Annotated in this window: 15 protein-coding genes and 1 pseudogene; 7 read left to right on the top strand and 9 right to left on the bottom strand. The window is 60.1% G+C overall.

Annotated features, from left to right (window positions below; genetic code table 11):
• Positions 1 to 30: 30 nt before the first annotated feature.
• Complete coding sequence (locus AC13QO_RS23255) at positions 31 to 1,344, bottom strand: CmpA/NrtA family ABC transporter substrate-binding protein (protein ID WP_285194878.1); 1,314 nt, start codon at positions 1,342 to 1,344, stop codon at positions 31 to 33.
• 415 nt (positions 1,345 to 1,759) lie between these two features.
• Between AC13QO_RS23255 and AC13QO_RS23250 the strand changes: the two genes are divergently transcribed.
• Positions 1,760 to 3,523, top strand: coding sequence for a putative bifunctional diguanylate cyclase/phosphodiesterase (locus AC13QO_RS23250; RefSeq protein WP_488541969.1), 1,764 nt, complete (start codon positions 1,760 to 1,762; stop codon positions 3,521 to 3,523).
• Between the two features lie 146 nt (positions 3,524 to 3,669).
• Here the strand turns inward: AC13QO_RS23250 and AC13QO_RS23245 are convergent, their stop codons facing one another.
• Positions 3,670 to 4,134, bottom strand: a complete 465-nt coding sequence (locus tag AC13QO_RS23245) for an Lrp/AsnC family transcriptional regulator (RefSeq protein WP_085782073.1) — start codon at positions 4,132 to 4,134, stop codon at positions 3,670 to 3,672.
• Positions 4,135 to 4,258: 124 nt separating this feature from the next.
• Here AC13QO_RS23245 and alr point away from each other — a divergent pair, with 124 nt between their 5' ends.
• The 3 genes from alr (at position 4,259) to AC13QO_RS23230 (ending at position 7,785) form a co-directional block, all read left to right on the top strand.
• Entirely contained in the window at positions 4,259 to 5,392 is a 1,134-nt protein-coding gene (alr, locus tag AC13QO_RS23240; RefSeq protein WP_488541968.1) for an alanine racemase, read from the top strand.
• 30 nt (positions 5,393 to 5,422) lie between these two features.
• Entirely contained in the window at positions 5,423 to 6,691 is a 1,269-nt protein-coding gene (locus AC13QO_RS23235; protein WP_430957293.1) for a D-amino acid dehydrogenase, read from the top strand.
• Between the two features lie 74 nt (positions 6,692 to 6,765).
• On the top strand, positions 6,766 to 7,785 hold the full coding sequence (locus AC13QO_RS23230) for an AraC family transcriptional regulator (protein WP_488541967.1): 1,020 nt from the start codon (positions 6,766 to 6,768) through the stop codon (positions 7,783 to 7,785).
• A 145-nt stretch (positions 7,786 to 7,930) separates the two neighbouring features.
• On the opposite strand, the gene aptA is transcribed toward AC13QO_RS23230, so the two are convergent.
• Positions 7,931 to 9,265, bottom strand: coding sequence for an omega-aminotransferase AptA (gene aptA, locus AC13QO_RS23225; protein ID WP_488541966.1), 1,335 nt, complete (start codon positions 9,263 to 9,265; stop codon positions 7,931 to 7,933).
• Between the two features lie 139 nt (positions 9,266 to 9,404).
• Between aptA and AC13QO_RS23220 the strand changes: the two genes are divergently transcribed.
• Entirely contained in the window at positions 9,405 to 9,953 is a 549-nt protein-coding gene (locus AC13QO_RS23220) for a cupin domain-containing protein (RefSeq protein WP_085781805.1), read from the top strand.
• Here AC13QO_RS23220 and AC13QO_RS23215 read toward each other — a convergent pair.
• Complete coding sequence (locus AC13QO_RS23215; protein WP_488541965.1) at positions 9,950 to 10,732, bottom strand: pyrroline-5-carboxylate reductase; 783 nt, start codon at positions 10,730 to 10,732, stop codon at positions 9,950 to 9,952. The genes AC13QO_RS23220 and AC13QO_RS23215 overlap by 4 nt on opposite strands.
• Positions 10,733 to 11,046: 314 nt before the next feature.
• On the opposite strand from AC13QO_RS23215, the gene AC13QO_RS23210 reads away from it, so the two are divergent.
• Positions 11,047 to 11,886 carry a hypothetical protein gene (locus tag AC13QO_RS23210; RefSeq protein ID WP_488541964.1) on the top strand — a complete coding sequence of 280 codons (840 nt, stop codon included), beginning with the start codon at positions 11,047 to 11,049 and terminating at the stop codon, positions 11,884 to 11,886.
• Positions 11,887 to 12,132: 246 nt separating this feature from the next.
• On the opposite strand, the gene AC13QO_RS23205 is transcribed toward AC13QO_RS23210, so the two are convergent.
• The 4 genes and pseudogenes from AC13QO_RS23205 to AC13QO_RS23190 form a co-directional block, all read right to left on the bottom strand.
• Positions 12,133 to 12,717, bottom strand: a complete 585-nt coding sequence (locus AC13QO_RS23205) for a TadE/TadG family type IV pilus assembly protein (protein WP_488541963.1) — start codon at positions 12,715 to 12,717, stop codon at positions 12,133 to 12,135.
• A 1-nt stretch (position 12,718) separates the two neighbouring features.
• Positions 12,719 to 13,249 carry a TadE/TadG family type IV pilus assembly protein gene (locus AC13QO_RS23200; RefSeq protein ID WP_488541962.1) on the bottom strand — a complete coding sequence of 177 codons (531 nt, stop codon included), beginning with the start codon at positions 13,247 to 13,249 and terminating at the stop codon, positions 12,719 to 12,721.
• Entirely contained in the window at positions 13,246 to 14,580 is a 1,335-nt protein-coding gene (locus tag AC13QO_RS23195) for a TadE/TadG family type IV pilus assembly protein (protein WP_488541961.1), read from the bottom strand. The genes AC13QO_RS23200 and AC13QO_RS23195 overlap by 4 nt, the downstream gene beginning before the upstream one ends.
• Before the next feature lie 184 nt (positions 14,581 to 14,764).
• Positions 14,765 to 15,200: pseudogene (locus AC13QO_RS23190) on the bottom strand (carbohydrate ABC transporter substrate-binding protein); the annotation flags it as partial.
• Between the two features lie 388 nt (positions 15,201 to 15,588).
• On the opposite strand from AC13QO_RS23190, the gene AC13QO_RS23185 reads away from it, so the two are divergent.
• Complete coding sequence (locus AC13QO_RS23185) at positions 15,589 to 18,078, top strand: sensor domain-containing protein (protein ID WP_488541960.1); 2,490 nt, start codon at positions 15,589 to 15,591, stop codon at positions 18,076 to 18,078.
• Positions 18,079 to 18,132: 54 nt separating this feature from the next.
• Here AC13QO_RS23185 and AC13QO_RS23180 read toward each other — a convergent pair whose 3' ends face one another.
• On the bottom strand, positions 18,133 to 18,843 hold the full coding sequence (locus AC13QO_RS23180; protein ID WP_285194866.1) for an RNA polymerase sigma factor: 711 nt from the start codon (positions 18,841 to 18,843) through the stop codon (positions 18,133 to 18,135).
• Between the last annotated feature and the right edge of the window lie 9 nt (positions 18,844 to 18,852).

Genomic DNA, 18,852 nt, shown 5'->3' with positions numbered 1-18,852 from the left:
CGGCGCGCCGTTCGCGCGCCGGAGGCGGGATCAGGAGACGGCCTTGATCGAAAGGCTCTCCAGGTAGGCGGAGGGATTTTCAGGGTCGAAGACCTTGCCGTCGAAGAAGGTTTCCTTGCCCCGGGACGACGATGCGGGAATGTCGGCAGCAGCGATGCCGAGATCCTTGGCAGCCTCGCGCCAGATATCCTCGCGGTTCACCTGGTTGACCAGCGCCTTCACATCGGTCGTCGCCGGCAGGTTTCCCCAACGGATGTTTTCCGTCATGAACCAGGCATCGTGGCTCTTGAACGGGTATGAGGCGCTGTCCTTCCAAAACTTCATGTAAAGATCGGTCGCCTTGACCTCGCGGCCATTGCCATAATTGATATCGCCCTTCAGGCGGCCGAGCACATCCTTGGTCGGAACGTTGAACCATTGACGCTTGCCGAGAATCTCCGCCATCTCCGCCTTGTTGTCCATGCTGTCGCACCATTGCTGCGCTTCCATGACGGCCATCAGCAGGGCCTTGGCGGCATTCGGGTTCTTTTCGATCCATTCGGCGCGGAGCCCCAGCGCCTTTTCGGGATGGCCCTTCCAGAGCTCGCCGGTGGTGGCTGCCGTGAAGCCGATGCCCTGGTTGACGAGCTGCTCGTTCCAAGGCTCGCCCACACAGAAAACGTCCATGTTGCCGACCTTCATGTTGGCCACCATCTGCGGCGGCGGCACGACGATGGTCGAAACGTCCTTGTTCGGGTCGATGCCGCCGGCGGCAAGCCAGTAGCGGATCCAGAGGTCGTGGGTGCCGCCCGGGAAGGTCATGGCGGCCTTGATCTCCTTGCCTTCGGTCTTCTTCTTTTCGAAGGCCGCCTTCAGCTTCGAGGCATCGAGCTGGACGCCGGTTTCGGCATATTCCTTGGCGACGGAGATGCCCTGGCTATCGAGATTGAGCCGGGCAAGGACTGCCATCGGCACCGGCTTGTTGTTCTGCGTCACCTTGCCGGTGTGCATCAGATAGGGGAGCGGCGAGAGGATGTGAGCGCCGTCGATACCGTTGGCTGCGCCGCCCAACACGAGATTGTCTCTCGTCGCACCCCAGGACGCCTGTTTGGCGACATCCGTTTCCGGAAGTCCATATTTTTCGAACAGGCCTTTTTCCTTGGCGATAATCAGCGGCGCGGAATCCGTGAGCGCGATGAAGCCGAGCTTGATGCCGTTCACTTCAGGGCCTGCCCCGGCCGCAAAGGCGCCGGAGGGAAAGGCGGTCTTGACGGCGCCGATGAGGGCGGCCGCTGCAGTCGTCTTGAGCATGCTCCGGCGGGTGATGCCGGTTGCCGATATCGCAGTCGTCGAAATCTTCTTCATCTGCAGGTTCCCCTCTGCTTGGTGAATTCGGACGCAAAAAAACGCCGCCGGAATGCGTCCACGGGATGAGTGCATCCCGGATGGCAATCCTTGCGACGTCGATGTCTAACGTAAGCGCTTATGTCGCGCCCATCTGCAGCGGTCGCCGTTGACCGATGCACATTGAAGGCCTGCAATCGGTGTGCCAAGTCCAAAGCGACGGCAGTAACTTCATGAGCTGAAAGGGAAAATAAGTCAGTTCCAGCGTGCTTATTTCATGGGCAGTCTGAATATGTGATTAGTATTTGTGCTGTTGCCAGGGCGGTGGCATTCGCAAGAGCGTTATATTTGTGCATCGCACTGGCCGTTTCTGGGCTGACTGATTGGCCAACAGGGTCTTTGGCCTTCGTTCGATTAGCACTCTTTAAGATATTCAATGCGACACTCCGGCGAACGTAACAGCGAGATTGCCTTGAGCAGCAAACGATCCAGAACGAATGTCGAACTTGAAAATCTGCTTCGCCAGCTTGGCTTGGCTCTTGAGGCATCCAGGATTGGCATCTGGCAGCACAATATCGCAAAAAATCAGACGCGCTGGGACGAGCAGCTCAAGCTGATCTATGGCGTTCCGAAAGCGCCGCTTGATGTTATCTGGCTGGACAGCGTCCACCCCGATGATCTGGCGGCGACCAATGAAATATTTCTGCGGGCGATCGAAACCAGATCGGATTACGCATCGGAATTTCGCATTGTCCGACCAGACGGAGCGATTCGCTATCTGCGTTCGCGCGCTCGCTATTTCGTCGATGCGGCCGGCGACCCCTGCTTTGTCGGCGCCGAATGGGATGTGACCGACGACGTTCTGCTCAACAAGGAACTGGAGAGGAGCCGGGCGGAAGCTCGGTTCGCGGCCGATCACGATCACCTCACCGGTCTCTTGAACCGGCGTAGTTTCGATTTCGCCCTGTCCGAGCTTGCCAGGCAGGAGGGCGTCAAGGTTGCGCTTCTCCATATAGACGTGGACCATTTCAAGGAGATCAATGATCGCTTCGGGCATGCGGTCGGCGACCTCGTTCTGTGTCATCTCAGCGAGATTCTTCTGGAGGCCATTTCCGCAGATGACGTCGCAGCGCGCCTCGGCGGCGACGAGTTTGCAGTCATCGTCACTGAAGACGAGCCCGACAGAATGAGGGCGGTGCTCGATCATATTCAGCGACGCCTGGAAAGCCCGCTTCCTGGTGTCGACCAGGCACTCAGCGTGCAGTGTTCCATTGGCGTTGCCAGCGCCATGAGCGGAGACTTTGCCAAGCTGCTCTCCCAGTCGGACCTGGCTTTGTACCACGCCAAACGGAATGGCCGGAATCGCGCCGAGATTTTCACCGACGAGATGGCTTCGAGGCTGGCGAACGAAAGGCAGCTCGTCCAGGATCTGCGATCCGGATTGGCGCTCGGCCAGATCCGTCCGTTTTACCAGGTGCAGGTCGACGCCAGGTCTTTCCGGGTAAACGGCATCGAAGCTCTGGCGAGATGGCACCATCCTACGAGAGGAATTCTCGCTCCGGCGCATTTCCTGCCTCTCGCCTCGTCGAACGGATTGGTCGCAGAGCTTGACGATGTCATCCTGAGGGCCGTCCTATTGGATATGAGATCCTCGGCCTCGCTGCTCGAGCGCATTCGGCTGTCGATCAACCTCTCCGCCGAGCGTCTCGATGATCCCGAATTGACAACGAAACTCGGCGGCTATGACATCCCGCCCGGCCGATTGAGCTTCGAGCTGATAGAGACGATATTCCTGGACAGCCTGAGCGATCGGGTGCGCCAGAACATCCAGGCCATCAAGTCCTTCGGTATCGACATCGAGATCGACGATCTTGGATCGGGGCATGCCTCCTTGCTGGGCCTGCTCGAGCTCAGACCGGACCGCGTCAAGATCGATCGCCAGCTTGTGATGCCGATCCTGCAATCCGTTCCCAGCCGCCGGCTTGTCAGTTCGCTGGTCGACATAGCGCGCGCGCTTGACATGGAGGTGATTGCGGAAGGCGTGGAAACCTTCGAGCATGCCAAAGTGCTCGCCGATCTTGGCGTCCACACTCTCCAGGGTTATGCTTTTGGACGGCCGCAGTCGTTTGCCGAACTGGCAGGGCGATTGGAGCAGGAAGCATTGGAGTTCGGGCAAGCCAACTCTATCCGGTTAGCCTGACAGAGCCTCGAAGAGATCAGTGACTCCGTTGGAGTGATCGGCCCGACACCGCAACTGCTTCAGGGAAGCAATTCGAGGATCAGTGTCGTCTACGCGTCTGGAGACGCCGGCTGCAAGACTGGAGAGCGATTCAGGCCGACGCCTGCTCATCGCTTACTTTTGGTGCGCGTCGCCAGGACGTTGCGGATCGAGAAGCTGGAGTGAATCCTGAGGACGCCTGGCAAGGCCGATAATATTTCCTTGTGGATCCGTTCGAATTCGCCGGCATTGGCGACTTCCACGCGCAGCAGATAGTCGGATCCACCCGTCATCAGGAAACATTCGCGGATTTCCGGATGACGGCGGACGGCCGCCTCGAAACGGTCGAGATAATCCTCCGTCTGCCGTTCGAGGGTGATGTTGATGATAACGGCAATCATCGCATCCGCATTGCTCGTATCGAGAAGCGCCGTGTAGCCGCGGATCACGCCCGTCTTTTCCATGATCTTGATACGTCTGAGGCAGGCCGATGGCGAAAGGCCGATTTCGGCAGCAAGCTTGGCATTGCTCATCCTGGCGTCAAGGCGCAGCAGCCTCAGGATGTTGCGATCTGTCGTGTCGAGGGCAGGCATGCTCGATTGTCCCAAATTTTCGTAGATTATGCGCACAAAATGCAAGCCGTGCAATATTATAAGACGAAATGACCGGCAATATCGCCTATTCTTTCATACACTCCATGGAAACAAGAGGGTGAACATGGACAGCGCTATTTTGGTCTCCCATGCACGTACTGCCACGATCACGCAGGGAGCCACGGGCTTTCTGACGATCGATCTTGCGGCACTGGGCCGCAATTATCGGAAGCTCGTGTCGATGCTGGTCCCCGTGCGCGCTGGCGCCGTTGTCAAGGCCGATGCCTATGGCCTCGGCGCGGAGCGGGTGGCGAAAACCCTCTACGCCCAAGGTTGCCGGCACTTCTTCGTTGCTCAATTCGTCGAGGCAGCGCGGCTGCGGCCGGCGCTCGCTCAGGACGCCCAGATTTTAGTTCTGAACGGCCTGCAGCCGGGCAATGAAATTGCCTGCGCCGAACTGGACATTGTACCGGTCCTCAATTCGCTCGCCCAGTGGCAGCAATGGTCGGCGGCGGCACGCGCGCTGAAGCGCTGCCTGCCCGCCGTCCTGCAATTCGACACCGGCATGTCGCGGCTGGGCTTTCCCCCGGAGGAAAGGGCGGAACTGGCGACAGCCCTTCGCAACGGCACCAACATCGAAGTCCTGTTCATCATGAGCCACCTGGCCTCGGCAGATGAGACCGAGGGCCAGCAGAACAGCGACCAGCTGGCAGAAATGTCCTGCATTGCCGACGAATTTCCAGGCTTCGACATCTCCTTCGCCAATTCCGGCGGGGTTTTCCTTGGCAAAGCCTATCATGGCGTGCTCGCCCGGCCGGGCATCGCGCTTTACGGCGGCGCTCCGAGCGCCGGCCCGGCGAACCCGATGGAGCCGGTCGTCAGTCTCGATGTTGCCGTCGTGCAGACGCGGACCGTATCACCGGGCACCAAGGTTGGTTATGGTGGTGCGCATGTCGCGCAACGGGAAATGCGTCTCGCCACCATTGCCGCCGGCTATGCCGATGGCCTGCCGCGCTGCCTGAGCGACCGCGGAGCCGTCTACTACAAGGGCACCCGCCTGCCGATCGTCGGCCGCGTTTCGATGGACAGCATCACGGTCGATATGTCGGCGCTGCCCGAAGGCGCGCTGACGCTCGGCAGCCTTGTCGAGGTACTCGGTCCGCATCAGACGATCGAGGATATTGCGCGGGATGCCGACACCATATCTTATGAAATCCTGACCGGTCTCGGCGATCGGTATCACAGGCAATATCGCTGAGAGCCGGCTGGCTCCATCCTTGGGGACATCATGAAAGTCATCGTTCTGGGCGCCGGCATCGTCGGTGTCACATCCGCCTATCAATTGGCCAAGGCAGGCCACGAGGTAACCGTCGTCGATCGGCAATCGGGGCCAGCGCTGGAGACGAGCTTTGCCAATGCCGGCGAAGTCTCGTTCGGCTATTGCTCCCCATGGGCGGCACCCGGCATTCCAATGAAGGCCATGAAATGGCTGTTCATGAAGCATGCGCCGCTCATCCTGCGCCCGAAATTGGACATGGCCATGCTCTCCTGGATGGCGAGGATGCTGTCGAACTGCACCTCCGAGCGCTACGCGATCAACAAGAGCCGCATGCTACGTCTTGCCGATTACAGCCGCGTCGCGCTCGCCGAGCTTCGCGCCGAAACCGGTATCACCTATGACGAACGCATGCAGGGAACTCTGCAGCTGTTTCGCACGCAGCAGCAGCTCGATGCCTCAGCGAAGGACGTCAAGGCGCTCGCCGCCGATGGCATTCCCTACGAGGTCTTGGACCGGGATGGCTGCATTCGCGTCGAACCGGCGCTGAAGCACGTGCGCGACAAGATCGTCGGCGGGCTGCTGACGCCGAAGGACGAAACCGGCGATTGCTTCAAGTTCACCAATGCGCTCGCCGACAGAGCCGAGGCGCTCGGCGTCCGTTTCGCATATGGGACGACGATCAAGGCTCTCGACGTCGAGGCCGGCCGCGTGCGCGGGATTGTCACCGATCGCGATCTTGATCGCGGGCGCGAGCGGTTGAGCGCGGATGCCGTCGTGGTCGCGCTCGGCAGCTATTCGCCGCTGCTGCTGAAGCCGCTCGGCATTCGCCTGCCGGTCTATCCGGTCAAGGGCTATTCGCTGACCATCCCGATTACCGATGCCGCGCGCGCGCCGGAATCGACCGTCATGGACGAAACCTACAAGATCGCGATCACCCGGCTCGGCGACCGCATCCGCGTCGGCGGCATGGCCGAAATATCAGGCTATACCAACGATCTCGGTCTCGCCCGCCGCAGCACGCTCGAACATTCCGTCACCGATCTTTTCCCCGGGGGCGACGTTTCCAGGGCTTCCTTCTGGTCCGGCCTGCGCCCGATGACGCCGGACGGCACGCCGGTCATCGGGCCGACCAAGATCGCAGGCCTGTTCCTCAATACAGGTCACGGCACGCTCGGCTGGACCATGAGCACGGGTTCGGCGCGGCTGATCAGCGACCTCGTCGGCGGCGCCACGCCTGATATCGATGCGAGGGATCTTGCCGTTAGCCGATACGGCTGACGCGCATAGACGGCAGGAGGAATGAATGAGATGATACGCTTGTCACTTGCGGTCATCTTTTTGCGAGGTCACGAATGTCCGCTAGCTCCGATTGGCATGCCCCTGGCAACCTGGTCCGACCGTCGGGAGTAGCGAATGTGTCTTTTCGGGCAACGGTGCAGAACGGAACGGACGCGGATCAGCTCGCAGAAGCATTGTCAACGCCGACATCCAAGATAAGCGTTTCGGCGGAAGGCTCGACGCCCATTGCATATCGCTGCAATTTCATCTCGATGGAAGATGTAAGCGTCGCCGATTGCTCTTACGAAGGTTCGATTTCCAGCAGGCGAGACGGGGTCGCCGATAAACTGTCTATGTTCCTGCCGACACAGGGGATGATGTTGTTCGGCGGCAAGCGGGAGCCGATATATTCGCTACCGGGTCGCGGCGTAATCCTGGAACAGGGCGCCGTCAGGGGAACGAGGATCGTCGGCCCCCGCCGTCATTTCTGCCTTTTCATCGACCGCGCCAAGATCGCTGCGCAGCTCACCCATATGTGCGAGCGGACGATCAGCGGCGATGTCGGCTTCCGCACCGACATCGATCTGACGGCCGGTCCGGGGTTTCACCTGCAGCAACTCGTCTCGAACCTCCACAGCGGCCTCAGTGGCAACGGCTTGCTGCAACGCTCACCTCTTGCAGTCAAATCGCTCTGCGATGCAGCGGTGTACCTGCTTCTGGAGACATGTCCCCATCACTATTCGGAGGAACTGGCGCGCTCCGCGCCTCTCCCGGCCCCGCGTCATGTGAAATGGGCCATGGATTTCATGCAGGAACATATCGCGGAACCGATCTCGCTCAGCGAAATCGCCATGGCGGCCAAGGTAAGCGTTCGAACTTTGCAGCAGGGCTTCCGTCAGTTCAGGAACACCACTCCGATCGCCTATCTGCATGAAATCAGGATGGCTGCCGCCCATCGCGATCTGCTGGAATCAGACGGAACCCAGGCCATCGCCGAAATCGCGCTGAGATGGGGGTTCACCCATCTCGGGCGATTTGCAGCCGACTACCGGAAGCGTTTCGGCCAGTTGCCGTCACAAACCGTGAAGCGCTAACCTCGCTCAAGGATTTCAGCTTGGCCGGAGCCGCCGCAGACGATCCCCATGTGAAAATCTGTTGGATTCCGTAGATCTCGTCGAAGGGGAACCGTTCGAAGAGCCCGTCGGCGATCATTGCGAGAGCTCCCAGAGCCGGCTTGGATTATGCCGCGCGCTTCAGCGCATCGCCGATCGTTGAGACAATCGCGTCGATCTGGTCCTTCTCGACGATCAGCGGCGGTGAAAGCGCGATGATGTCGCCGGTCACACGGATCAGCAGGCCCCTCTTGAAGCAATCGACGAAGACGTCGTAGGCACGGGTTCCCGGTGCCCCGTCACGGGGAGTAAGTTCGATAGCGCCGACCAGTCCGAGGTTGCGGATGTCGACGACGTGAGGCAGGCCCTTTAACGAGTGAACGGCTTCCTGCCAGTGGTCGGCAAGCTCGGCTGCGCGCGTCAGCAGCCCTTCTTCCTCGTAGATTTCGAGGGTGGCGAGGCCGGCGGCGCAGGCGACCGGATGGCCGGAATAGGTATAGCCGTGGAAGAGTTCGATCGCATTGTCCGGTCCGACCATGAGTCCGTCATGGACCTTACGGCTGGCAAAGACTGCGCCCATCGGGATGGCGCCGTTGGTCAGGCCCTTTGCGGTGGTGACGAGGTCAGGCACGACGCCGAAATAATCCACCGCGAAAGGTGTGCCGAGACGGCCGAAGCCGGTGATGACCTCGTCGAAGATCAGCAGGATGCCGTGCTTGTCGGCAGTGGCGCGCAGCTTCTCCAAATAGCCTTTCGGCGGAAGCACCACGCCCGCCGATCCCGCCATCGGCTCGACGATGACGGCGGCGATGGTTTCGGCGCCGTGCAACTGCACCAGGCGTTCGAGATCGTCGGCCAGTTCGACGCCATGGGCGGGAAGACCCTTGGAAAAGGCATTACGCTCGATGTCGAGCGTGTGGCGCATATGGTCGGCCGGGATTTGCGGGAAGACGCGGCGGTTGTTGACGAGGCCGCCGACGGAAATGCCGCCGAAGCCGACTCCGTGATATCCCTTCTCGCGGCCGATGATGCGCGTGCGTGTTCCCTGGCCGATCGCGCGCTGATAGGCGATAGCGATCTTCAGAGCTGTATCGACCGATTCCGAACCGGAGCCGGTGAAGAATACACGGTCGAGCTTGGCGTCAGCCCCGCCCGGCGCGATTGCGGCGAGCTTCGCGGCGAAATCGAACGCGATCGGATGGCCCATCTGGAAGGTCGGGGCATAATCGAGGGTGGCAAGCTGGCGCTCGACCGCCTGGGAGATCTTCTTGCGGCCGTGACCGGCATTGCAGCACCAGAGCCCGGCCGTGCCGTCAAGAACCCGGTTTCCGTCAACGTCGGTGTAGTACATGCCCTCCGCGGCGGCCAAAAGGCGCGGCGTGGCCTTGAACTGCCGGTTGGCCGTGAATGGCATCCAGAAATTTTCGAGTACGGGCGCGTTCGTTTTGTTCATCTGATCCATTCTGGCCTCCTTGGGATGGGTCGAGAATGATGATTTCTCCTTTGCAAACAAGTCCTTTTCTTTACCGGCGCAAGTCGTTGAAATATCTTGGCCCATGCGACACATTTTAGATATTCTGAACAACGCAAACGGATCCATCATGTCAGTCGATATCGGCAGCCGGCTTCGCCATCTTCGCATCGCACACAAGCTTTCCCAGCGCGAGCTCGCCAAACGCACCGGTGTGCCGAACTCGACGATCTCGCTGATTGAATCGAACGCCTCCAATCCGTCGGTTGGAGCCCTGAAGCGAATTCTCGACGGCATCCCGATCGGGCTGGCGGAATTCTTCGCCTTCGAACCCGAACGTCCGAAAAAGGCTTTCTACGCGGCTGAGGAACTGGTGGAGATCGGCAAGGGTGCCATTTCCTACAAGCAGGTTGGCGAAACCCTGTTCGGGCGCAGCCTGCAGATGCTTAAGGAGTGCTACCAGCCGGGTGCCGACACTGGAAAAATTCCTCTTGTCCACGAGGGAGAGGAGGGCGGGATCGTGCTCTCGGGAAGGCTCGAGGTCACGGTCGACGACGAACGACGCGTGCTGGGGCCAGGTGACGCTTATTATTTCGAAAGCCGGCGCCCGCACCGGTTCCGCTGCATCGGGCCGGTGGCCTGTGAGGTTATCAGCGCCTGCACGCCGCCTACTTTTTAGTTCCTGCCCTCGATGCGGGCGAGCACGCCGTCGAGCGCTTCGGTCAGCGCCGCGATGCCGCCCTTTTTCTCGAAGTCGGTCAGAACCTGCTCGTTCAGCCCGCCCCTGGTTGCGAATTCGCGGCTCAGCGTGCTGAACGGTTCCGCGCCGGGGCCGCTTGCCTTTTGCGCCAGGCTCGCGAAGAGAGGGGCGATGTAGGCATTTGCTTTCGCTCTTTCGAGGCCGCTCGTTTCCAGCCAGACGCCGACCGTTTCCATGATTCCGAAATAGGTGGACATCGTTGCGCTTGCGGCTGCGAGAAGGTCGTATTCCTTCCTCGACTGACATTGGACGGCTGTCCCAAGCGTGTCGAACAGCGCTGCGACCGTATCATCGGGCGGATAGATGGCGGTGACGCCCTGGCGCGTTGCGACGAAAGGCAGGGGGATTGCCTGCACGAGATGCACGTCGGCGCCGATCCAGTCGAGGAGGGAATGGCGCTCTGTCGCCGCGACGACACTGACGACGGTCTGTCCCGCCCTGAACGACAATTCCCGCACGACCTCCTCGGCGACCTGCGGCCGTATCGCCAGGAACACCATGTCGCTGCGATCGACGACGTCCTGATTGTCCTTGGCAATGTTCACGGCTGCGAATGCGCCCGCCAGCGTTTCCGCGATGTGGGCGCTTCGTGGAGAGACGTGAATCTCCAAGGCATAGGCCGGATCAGCGAGAAGCCCGCGAACCATCGCCTCGGTGATAACGCCGGTTCCGACAAATCCGATGCTTTTGATGTTCACCTGATCACTCCTTAGCTCTCAGCGGTCCAGCGCGACAATCCATTATGGCGGCGACAGGTGAGGAGCGGAAGCCCTGCTCCGTAAGATCGGCGGAACGGATTGACCGGTTAGGCCGATCTTTCCAGTCTGACGGCGCTCTTGAGTTGTGGCGCGATGCGCTCGCAGCGGCGGGGCGCATTCATGCCGTCATCGACAATGCCGCATCCGCATCTAGGGCGCGACGCATCGCCTGGGCGATGATCCCGCTTTCGTTTGGTACGCCATATGTTTACAAGCGGAAGGTGTAAAGATTCGACCGAACGGAGGCATTGATCTTGCATATCGTGCGTCGCGCGCTGTTGGGGTCTCTGTGGGGCCTGATCGGCTGGAAACCTTCTTTCGCTATCGACACCAGCCCGGAAGCAATCACCCGGGAGGAGGCGTCGTCGGTGACACCCCGCCATGTTCTCTGTTTTCTCGGGAGAGATCGCGACCTCGGCCGCTTGTCCCAAGCGGCGGCCAAAGCGATCGGTGATTTCGCCACCGGCTTCAGCGTCGATGAGGATTATTCGCAGGCAGTGCCGGATGACCGCATGAACCGGTCATTCGACGTCTGCTGGGATCGGGTCGAGCCCGACGCCTGGAACGAGACGGACGAGAAAGCCGTCGCCGATCATCAATCCGTCCTCTACGTCCTCGGGCCGAGCATGACGCAGGCAGACACCGTCAAGGTGTCGATGACGGCACTGCGTCTCGTCGAGCGGCTGATCGAGGCGGGAGCGGTTGCCGTCAAGGGCGAAAGCGCCGGCATCGCACATGGGCTCGATCGATGGAGAGTGCTGAGCGGCCAAGGCGCCGAAGCGCAGAATGCCGGCGATCCGCTCGCCCAGCAGCGCATCGGGCGGCTGGCTTTCGCGAAGCGGCCGCTCTCGGCGCGTGGTTATCTGGAAAGCGTCGGCTTCCATCTGGTGGGGCTGCCGGAGGTCTATGTGCCGGAGACATCAGGCAGCGAAAGCCAGGTCGTTGCCATTATGGATGCAGTTGCCGACGAGATCGGCAAGCAGGGTCTCGATCCGACGCTCAAAGCGCGGGGCGCAAGCCTCTCCTTCGATTCCAGCTATGACGTGGATGAGTTCAAGTTCAATCCCTACGGCATCGTCAAGCTCGCGGGGTGAACCGGCTCGGGGTAATCGGCCTGCGATAGGGCGAAGCGCTGGATCGCCGTTGCAGCGACGCGCTCATATGCATGTCATTCAATCGTTCTGCTGTTCGAATGTCTTGGCAAACTCTCCATAGTGGCGCGCTGATCCCGCATTCTTCTCGGCCGAAGGAGGCCGGCCGAGGCGGCGCGCAATGCATCATCGTCGGCGTGACGGCAAGCGACCGGGGACCTCATAATCCACCGACCACGAACATTCAGTCTAGTTGTAACTGATCGTGTCGCTCACGCGCGGGCGATTGAAGAAATGGTGGTCGAAGCTGTAGCCGTTCTGTCCGGTGAAGTTCGAGAAAAACGCCGACACTGGTGTCGTCAATGTGTATTGCACCCGCGTCATCACCACCTGGACGCCCGTCTCCTGGATCTTCGCCGGTATGTCGATCGTGCTTGTTGTCCCGGAAACAAGCGACGAGGTGTTGAACGCGGCGGACCAATTGACGGTCGCCTTGCCGCTATTGTCGACATCATTGACCGTGACCGTAATCGTCAGCCCGGTGGTCTCATAGGGCTGGAGGATGAAGCTCGCGCCTGAAAGAAGCTTGGTGACGTCGGTCTTCGCCCAGGTGCTCTGCTGCGCGATCATATCGCCTGTACTGGAAGCGATCTCGTCTATCTTGCGGCTGACGGTGAGGGCATGGCCGAGATCGACGGTGCCGAATAGCAGCACGATCAGGATCGGCAGCACCAATGCGAATTCCACGCCCGAAGCGGCCGTGCAGTCGCAGGCGAGGCGACCGATGCAGGATCGGGCGCGGCTGAGAAGGGGGAGGTTCCGTGTCATGATCATCTCAGAAGGGCTCATTGCGAAACAGAGCGGAGGACCCAAGGAGATAGCGGCCGTCCGACAGCTTGGCGCTCGACAGGCTGAAGAAATTGACCGAGGCTTCCCATGGCAGAAACGCCTGTACCAGAATGTAATCGCTGCCCTTGCCGATATCATAAGTCTCGGTGACGGCGAGATTGCCGCTGTCGTCGATCGGATCGGCGCTGGTAGCGGACGACAGGTCGGAAAGCACGCTGACCTTGACGACGAGGCCGCTCGAGCAGCTGAAAGACAGAAGCATGTCGTCGCAAATTTTGCTCTTGAAAGTGGCCAGTGTGATCTTTGATGACGCCACCTCGCCGGTGCGGATCATCCGGGAGATTTTATGAACGGAAGCGTCCAGCGAGGAGTTGACAAAGAACATCAGTGACACTTCGATGATGCCGAAGATCATGATGAAGAGCGGCAGGGCCAGGATCGCAAATTCGATCGCAGCCACCCCCTTGCGATCGCCGAGCAGGCGGCGAAGCAGTGCAAAGCGGTTTCTTGCGGTCATTGGGTCAGCCGGACGGAAGAGAGATATTGAGTGAAGAGCGTCGACAGGCCCGCTGTGATTTCCGTCGACGACGATGCCGATATGAACAGGCTCTTCGACGATGCGCAGTCGGCAAGTGCGTAGGGAATATAATCGCGTCTCGTAATGCTGGTCGACACGCCGCTGTCCATGGTGCCGCCCCAGATGCTCTTCCAGTTGGCGCTCGCCATGGTCGAGCCGACGGTTGCGTTATAGCCCCAGTCCGTGGTGATCGGCAGATATTCGGTGTAGAGCACGGCCATCGTGTTCGACTGGTTCTTCAGATAGTCGCACCAAGCGGGATTGAGGGGCGCTACCTTGGGCCAGTATTTTGAGCCATTCGTCACCCATTCGCGCTGTGATTGGACACCGTCCGTCAGCAGGAGAACCAGCTTGAGCGGCGAGCCCGAGGAGGTCCCGTCCCCTCCGGCGCCGACTTTCTTTTTGAGCGTCGCAAGAGAAACGTCGAAATAAGTGGCGGCCTTCGAGGTCGCGCTGGTGAGGCCGTAGCTGCTGTCGGCGAGGCGGACGCGCGCCGTATCCGTGCTCAGCGTTGGGGCGAGAACTTCTGAAAGCGTATCCCCGAGGCTGTATAGCCCGACCTTGATGCGTTCATGATTCTCGTCGGATTCGTCGATCATGTCGAGCACTTCGCGCACGGCGTCGCCGGCGACATCGGCGCGCAGCTTTATCTTCTTTTCCTTGCTGTAGTCATAATTGGTCGCGTATGTCGTCTTGCCGATGGTGTGCGAATCACCCGTGTGGCAGGCGAACTGGCATTTGATGCCGGTATACATGGTCGACTGACCTGACGTCGTTGCCGCCAGCAGCATCGACGGCGAGGTGTCGATGACGATATAGACATTGAGATAGGACGTGGCGGGGCCTTTGACGGCGCTTGCCACGCTGACGGGGACGGTCTCGATGTTGGCGATCTTCATGAATGTCGTCGGAACGGTGCCGTTCGCCGTCGCCGTGATGTTGTGGTTCACGGTATCGATGTCGATATCTGCTAGCGTGTAGCTGTTGTCCACCTGCGCATGGAACCAGTCGGAAACCTTCTCCTTCAGAGCGTCGGTATCCTCGGTGTTGTTGATCTGCTTGACCGCTGCGATCAGGGCCGCGTCGAGATCGCTCTGCATCCTCTGCCGGACATTGTAGCTGCGGATATAGTCGAAGCTCGCACCGACGGCGACGAGCATCGGCACGAGGCTGAGGGCGACGACGATCGCGACGTTGCCGCCCCTGTCCCTTCCGAGACTGCGAAGGGCGCTCGTAATTCGAGCAAGCGAGTATGAAAGAGCCGACTTCAAAACACACCATGACGCAAGACAAAAAATAGCAAAAGAAAGATGTATCTGGAAAACTTGAGCGTTTGTTAATTTCCCAATTTCCGGTAGAAGATGCACCGTCGGCACACCGTTTGCTGCGCTTATTGGACATGGTTGCGAATTATGGATATTCGCTACGCTGTCGGCGAATGCGGAGGAGCCTCTCTCAGCGCTGCATCAGCAGGTCGTGAAGTCGTCTTTGAACCTCTTGCGAAAACATGGTCCTGTTGTTGAAAACGTCTCCCACCACGGCAATCCAGCCTTCCGACATCTGCCTCGGCATGGCCTGCGACTGGGCGCTGACTTCACCCTTCTTGGCCTTGATCATCTCCGATCCGAGCTTGCCGCAATGATCGAGCCCGCCGTCGGTGCGGACCTCAGCGATTCCCTGAACCGGCTGAACGCGACCTGATTATCGCGATCGAGCACCATGCGGGCGAAGGCTTCCTGTCCCTCGGTCGTGCTGTCGCGATTGGTGATTGGGAAGGCGAAGGCGTCGATCACCATGAAATAGGCGATCGACGTGCCGGGAGCGAGGCTGCAATCGAAATCCTCGCCGACGCTGTAGCCGCGCGCCGCAAGCTCGTCCTCGCCCAGTCGCCCGCCGGCTACGCGTCCAAAGCTGTCCCGCTAAAACCCTGCAAGTCTTCCCGCAACGAAAATGAAAGACCGAGCGGGCGGGATTTTGCCGACGAGACTATCCACTTTGCGCGCGGACGATCCGTATCGCGCGCCGAAAATTGCAGCGCCGCCGCAGACGGAGCGATCTCTTAATTTTCTGACCGCAGTGTTCCGGGTCGAGCGACGTGCTTGATGTAGCGGATCCGCGCCCCTCAAATGACTTGGGCGGCTTTCTTGGAAGAACACTCAGCCGGTGGATGAGATTTCCGGTTGTTACTCATGGTGAGTAAACGCATGACGAAGTCCTCGTTCCAGTCGCCTCGGCAGCCCACTCTTCTTATGCAAGATGGAGAGGGCGAGGGAAAAGGAATGCAACATCAGGACGTCGTAATCGACCGGAAAGCGCTTCTCGACGCTTTGCTGGGGCCATTTCCGCTTCCGCTTTTTTACAAGAACCCGCAAGGCCACTATCTCGGCTGCAACAAGGCATTCGAAGATTTTTCCGGCTACCGACGTGAAGAGATCATCGGGAAAACCGATTTCGATCTAACTTCGAACCATCTGCCTGAACTCCATTTCGTCGATAACGCGGCGCACCGCGACAGAGGCGGAGCCCAGCACTCCGAACGAAAGATGCTCACCGCGAACGGTGCGGTACGGGACGTCGTTTTCAACAAGGCGGTGTTGCCAGGGGAAAACGGTGCTCCGGCCGGCCTGATCGGCGCCCTTGTCGATATTACCGAGCACAAGCAGGCGGAGCAGGAGCTCAGGAAGGCGCTCGAATTCGCGGAAGGTATCCTCACCGCCATCCCGGATGTTCTGTTCGAGGTGGATGAGGACGGCCGCTATCTCCAGGTCTGGACAAGAAACCCGGAACTGCTGGCCCAGCAGAAGGAGATGCTGCTCGGCAAGACAGTCAACGAGATTCTTGCGCCGGAGCAGGCAGCTATCGCGATGGAGGCTCTTCGCACGGCCGGCCAGGAGGGAGTTGCCTACGGCCGATGCATCTGCATCGCCCTGCCGAGCGGCGAAACGCGGTGGTTCGAGCTTTCCGTGGCGAGACGACCGAGCGCCGATCCGACCACTGCCACCACGCTCCTGGCATTCTCGCGAGATATCACTGAGCGAAGACGGGCTGAAGACGCCATCAATTCCGTGCGGACGCAGCTGCTCAGCGTGCTTCAAACCATGCCCGACATGATCTGGGTCAAGGACATGGATGGATTCTATCTCCTGTGCAACCACACCTTCGAGCGGCTGACCGGATTGACGGAAGCCGAGGTTGTCGGAAAGACGGATTTCGATCTGTTCGGTATCGAAAGGGCTCGATTTTTTCTGGAATCGGACAAGGCGGCGATCAAGGCTGGCGAGTGCATCTTCAGCGATGAGGAGTGGGTAGTTTCGCAGGAGAATGGCCAATCCATTCTTCTTGAAACACGCAAGGTGCCGGTCATGGATGCGGCGGGAGAGGTCGTCGGGGTTCTTGGGGTGGCGCGGGATGTGACGGAGCTGAATGCCTCGCGCCAGAAGATCCACCAGATGGCCTTCTATGACCCCCTGACCTCGCTGCCGAACCGGTCGCTGTTCAACGATCGGCTGCGGCAGATGATCACCTCGGCCGGATCGCGGGGCCAGCGGGCAGGCGTGATACTGATCGACATCGATCATTTCAAGGTGATCAACGACACGATGGGCCATCCCGTCGGCGACGATCTGCTCTGTCAGGCCGCCGCGCGCCTCAATGCGAGCGTGCGCGATTACGACACTGTCGCCCGTCTGGGCGGCGACGAGTTTGCGATCCTGCTGCCCGATCTCAGGCAAGGCGACGATCTCGGCCGCATCGCCAGCAACATTCTCGAGAAGTTCAAGGATGGCTTCCTGCTGGATGGCAAGGAGGTTTTCATTTCCTGCAGTGTCGGCATCGCGCTCTATCCTGCTGACAGCGCCGACGCCAATGACCTGGTGAAATACGCCGATTCGGCGATGTATCTCGCCAAGCGTTCGGGGCGAAATAATTTTCGCTTCTATTCCAAGGACCTGACGGCGAACGCCGAGGAACGCATGCGGCTGGAATTGGAATTGCGGCGAGCGATCGAGCGCGAAGAGCTGGAACTGCACTACCAGCCGAAGGTGCTTCTGGACAGCGGCGCGATGGTCGGATCCGAAGCGTTGCTAAGATGGCGTCACGCCGAGATGGGGATGATCCCTCCCGACCGTTTCATTCCGGTCGCAGAGGATACGGGCCTGATCGTCGAGCTTGGGCGATGGGTGCTGGGCGAAGCCTGCCAGACCGCGGTCGAATTGAATGCCGGCAGCCAGGCGCCGCACAAGGTAGCGGTCAACTTGTCGGGCAAACAATTCCAATCCGCGGGATTGGTAAAGTCGATCGCCGAGATTCTCGGAGAGACCGGTTGCCGCGCCGAATGGATCGAAATCGAAATCACCGAAAGCCTTCTCCTCGATCAGAAGGACGAGACGCTGCAGACGCTCTCTGAACTTCGCAGCATGGGATTTTCGATCGCCATCGACGATTTCGGCACCGGCTATTCGGCGCTGAACTATCTGGCGCGCTTTCCGATCGACACACTGAAGATAGACCGGTCCTTCATCAACAGCGCCGACAGGCGCAATGAGGAACTGGTGAAGGCGATCCTCTCGATCGCGCGCTGTCTCGGCCAGAATGTCGTGGCGGAAGGGGTCGAGACCGCCGAGCAGGCTGCCTTTCTCGCCGCAAACGGATGCGGCTCGGCGCAAGGTTTCCTTTACAGCAAGGCAGTGCCGAAAGCGGATATCATCGCTCTCAGACTGCGCTCTCCGGTCGGCGGCTCCAGCCCGAGCGAGATGTGGCCTCGCGGGTGAGCGAGCCCGTCTCTCACCTGCCGCGTCGAAGCACGCGCGTGCTATTGCCCGATATCACGCTGTCTGACGAAGGGTTGCGATGACGCGGTCGCCCATGGAGGCACAGCGGGCGCCGTCGAAGGGGAACAAAGCCGAGAATGCGCCGGAGAGCTGTTTCTCGATCGATTGGCGCATCAGCTTGCGCGCCCGATGCAGCCGGGTCTTGGCGGTTTCGGGTTTGATGCCGAGAAAGGATGCGGCCTCCTCCGTGCTCATGCCCTCGACCTCGCGAAGCACGAAGATGGCGCGAAATTCGTCCGGAAGTCCGTCGACGGCCTGTTCGAGAAGATGCCGCGCCTGGCTTCGCGACAGTTCACTTTCCGGATCGGTTGCGGAGAGCGAGGAGGGGAACTGGAGGACTTCGCCGCCCCCCGATTTCGTCTGCATGTCGATTTCCTCAAGCCCGGTGGTGTTCTTTCGTGCGCGCACGCGGCCCAGCGCCTCGTTAAGCGTTATCCGGGTCAGCCATGTCGAAAGCGCGGCCTCGCCGCGGAATGTCGCCAGATTGGTGAAGGCCTTGACATAGGCGGCCTGCACGACGTCTTCCGCTTCCCAATCGCTGCGGATGATGGCGCGCGCGGTGCGGAACAGGCGCTGGTTGTGACGCTGGACAATGGCGCGGATGGCAGGCTCGTCACCCTGCTTTGCAAGGGACACGAGCTCGGCATCGGCGAGTGCTGATATATTCTGCCGGCGTCGCGCGACAGGAACGGCAATGGCTGTCATGCAAGTCTC

This window comes from Rhizobium sp. CNPSo 3670 (assembly GCF_057784555.1).
This window is presented reverse-complemented; position numbering and strand designations above follow the sequence as displayed.

What these genes read in the sequence shown, in the direction of transcription:
- AC13QO_RS23255 (WP_285194878.1), bottom strand. Translation starts at nt 1,344, where the DNA reads ATGAAGAAGATTTCGACGACTGCGATATCGGCAACCGGCATCACCCGC.
- AC13QO_RS23250 (WP_488541969.1), top strand. Translation starts at nt 1,760, where the DNA reads ATGCGACACTCCGGCGAACGTAACAGCGAGATTGCCTTGAGCAGCAAA.
- AC13QO_RS23245 (WP_085782073.1), bottom strand. Translation starts at nt 4,134, where the DNA reads ATGCCTGCCCTCGACACGACAGATCGCAACATCCTGAGGCTGCTGCGC.
- alr (WP_488541968.1), top strand. Translation starts at nt 4,259, where the DNA reads ATGGACAGCGCTATTTTGGTCTCCCATGCACGTACTGCCACGATCACG.
- AC13QO_RS23235 (WP_430957293.1), top strand. Translation starts at nt 5,423, where the DNA reads ATGAAAGTCATCGTTCTGGGCGCCGGCATCGTCGGTGTCACATCCGCC.
- AC13QO_RS23230 (WP_488541967.1), top strand. Translation starts at nt 6,766, where the DNA reads ATGTCCGCTAGCTCCGATTGGCATGCCCCTGGCAACCTGGTCCGACCG.
- aptA (WP_488541966.1), bottom strand. Translation starts at nt 9,265, where the DNA reads ATGGATCAGATGAACAAAACGAACGCGCCCGTACTCGAAAATTTCTGG.
- AC13QO_RS23220 (WP_085781805.1), top strand. Translation starts at nt 9,405, where the DNA reads ATGTCAGTCGATATCGGCAGCCGGCTTCGCCATCTTCGCATCGCACAC.
- AC13QO_RS23205 (WP_488541963.1), bottom strand. Translation starts at nt 12,717, where the DNA reads ATGATCATGACACGGAACCTCCCCCTTCTCAGCCGCGCCCGATCCTGC.
- AC13QO_RS23200 (WP_488541962.1), bottom strand. Translation starts at nt 13,249, where the DNA reads ATGACCGCAAGAAACCGCTTTGCACTGCTTCGCCGCCTGCTCGGCGAT.
- AC13QO_RS23185 (WP_488541960.1), top strand. Translation starts at nt 15,589, where the DNA reads ATGCAACATCAGGACGTCGTAATCGACCGGAAAGCGCTTCTCGACGCT.
- AC13QO_RS23180 (WP_285194866.1), bottom strand. Translation starts at nt 18,843, where the DNA reads ATGACAGCCATTGCCGTTCCTGTCGCGCGACGCCGGCAGAATATATCA.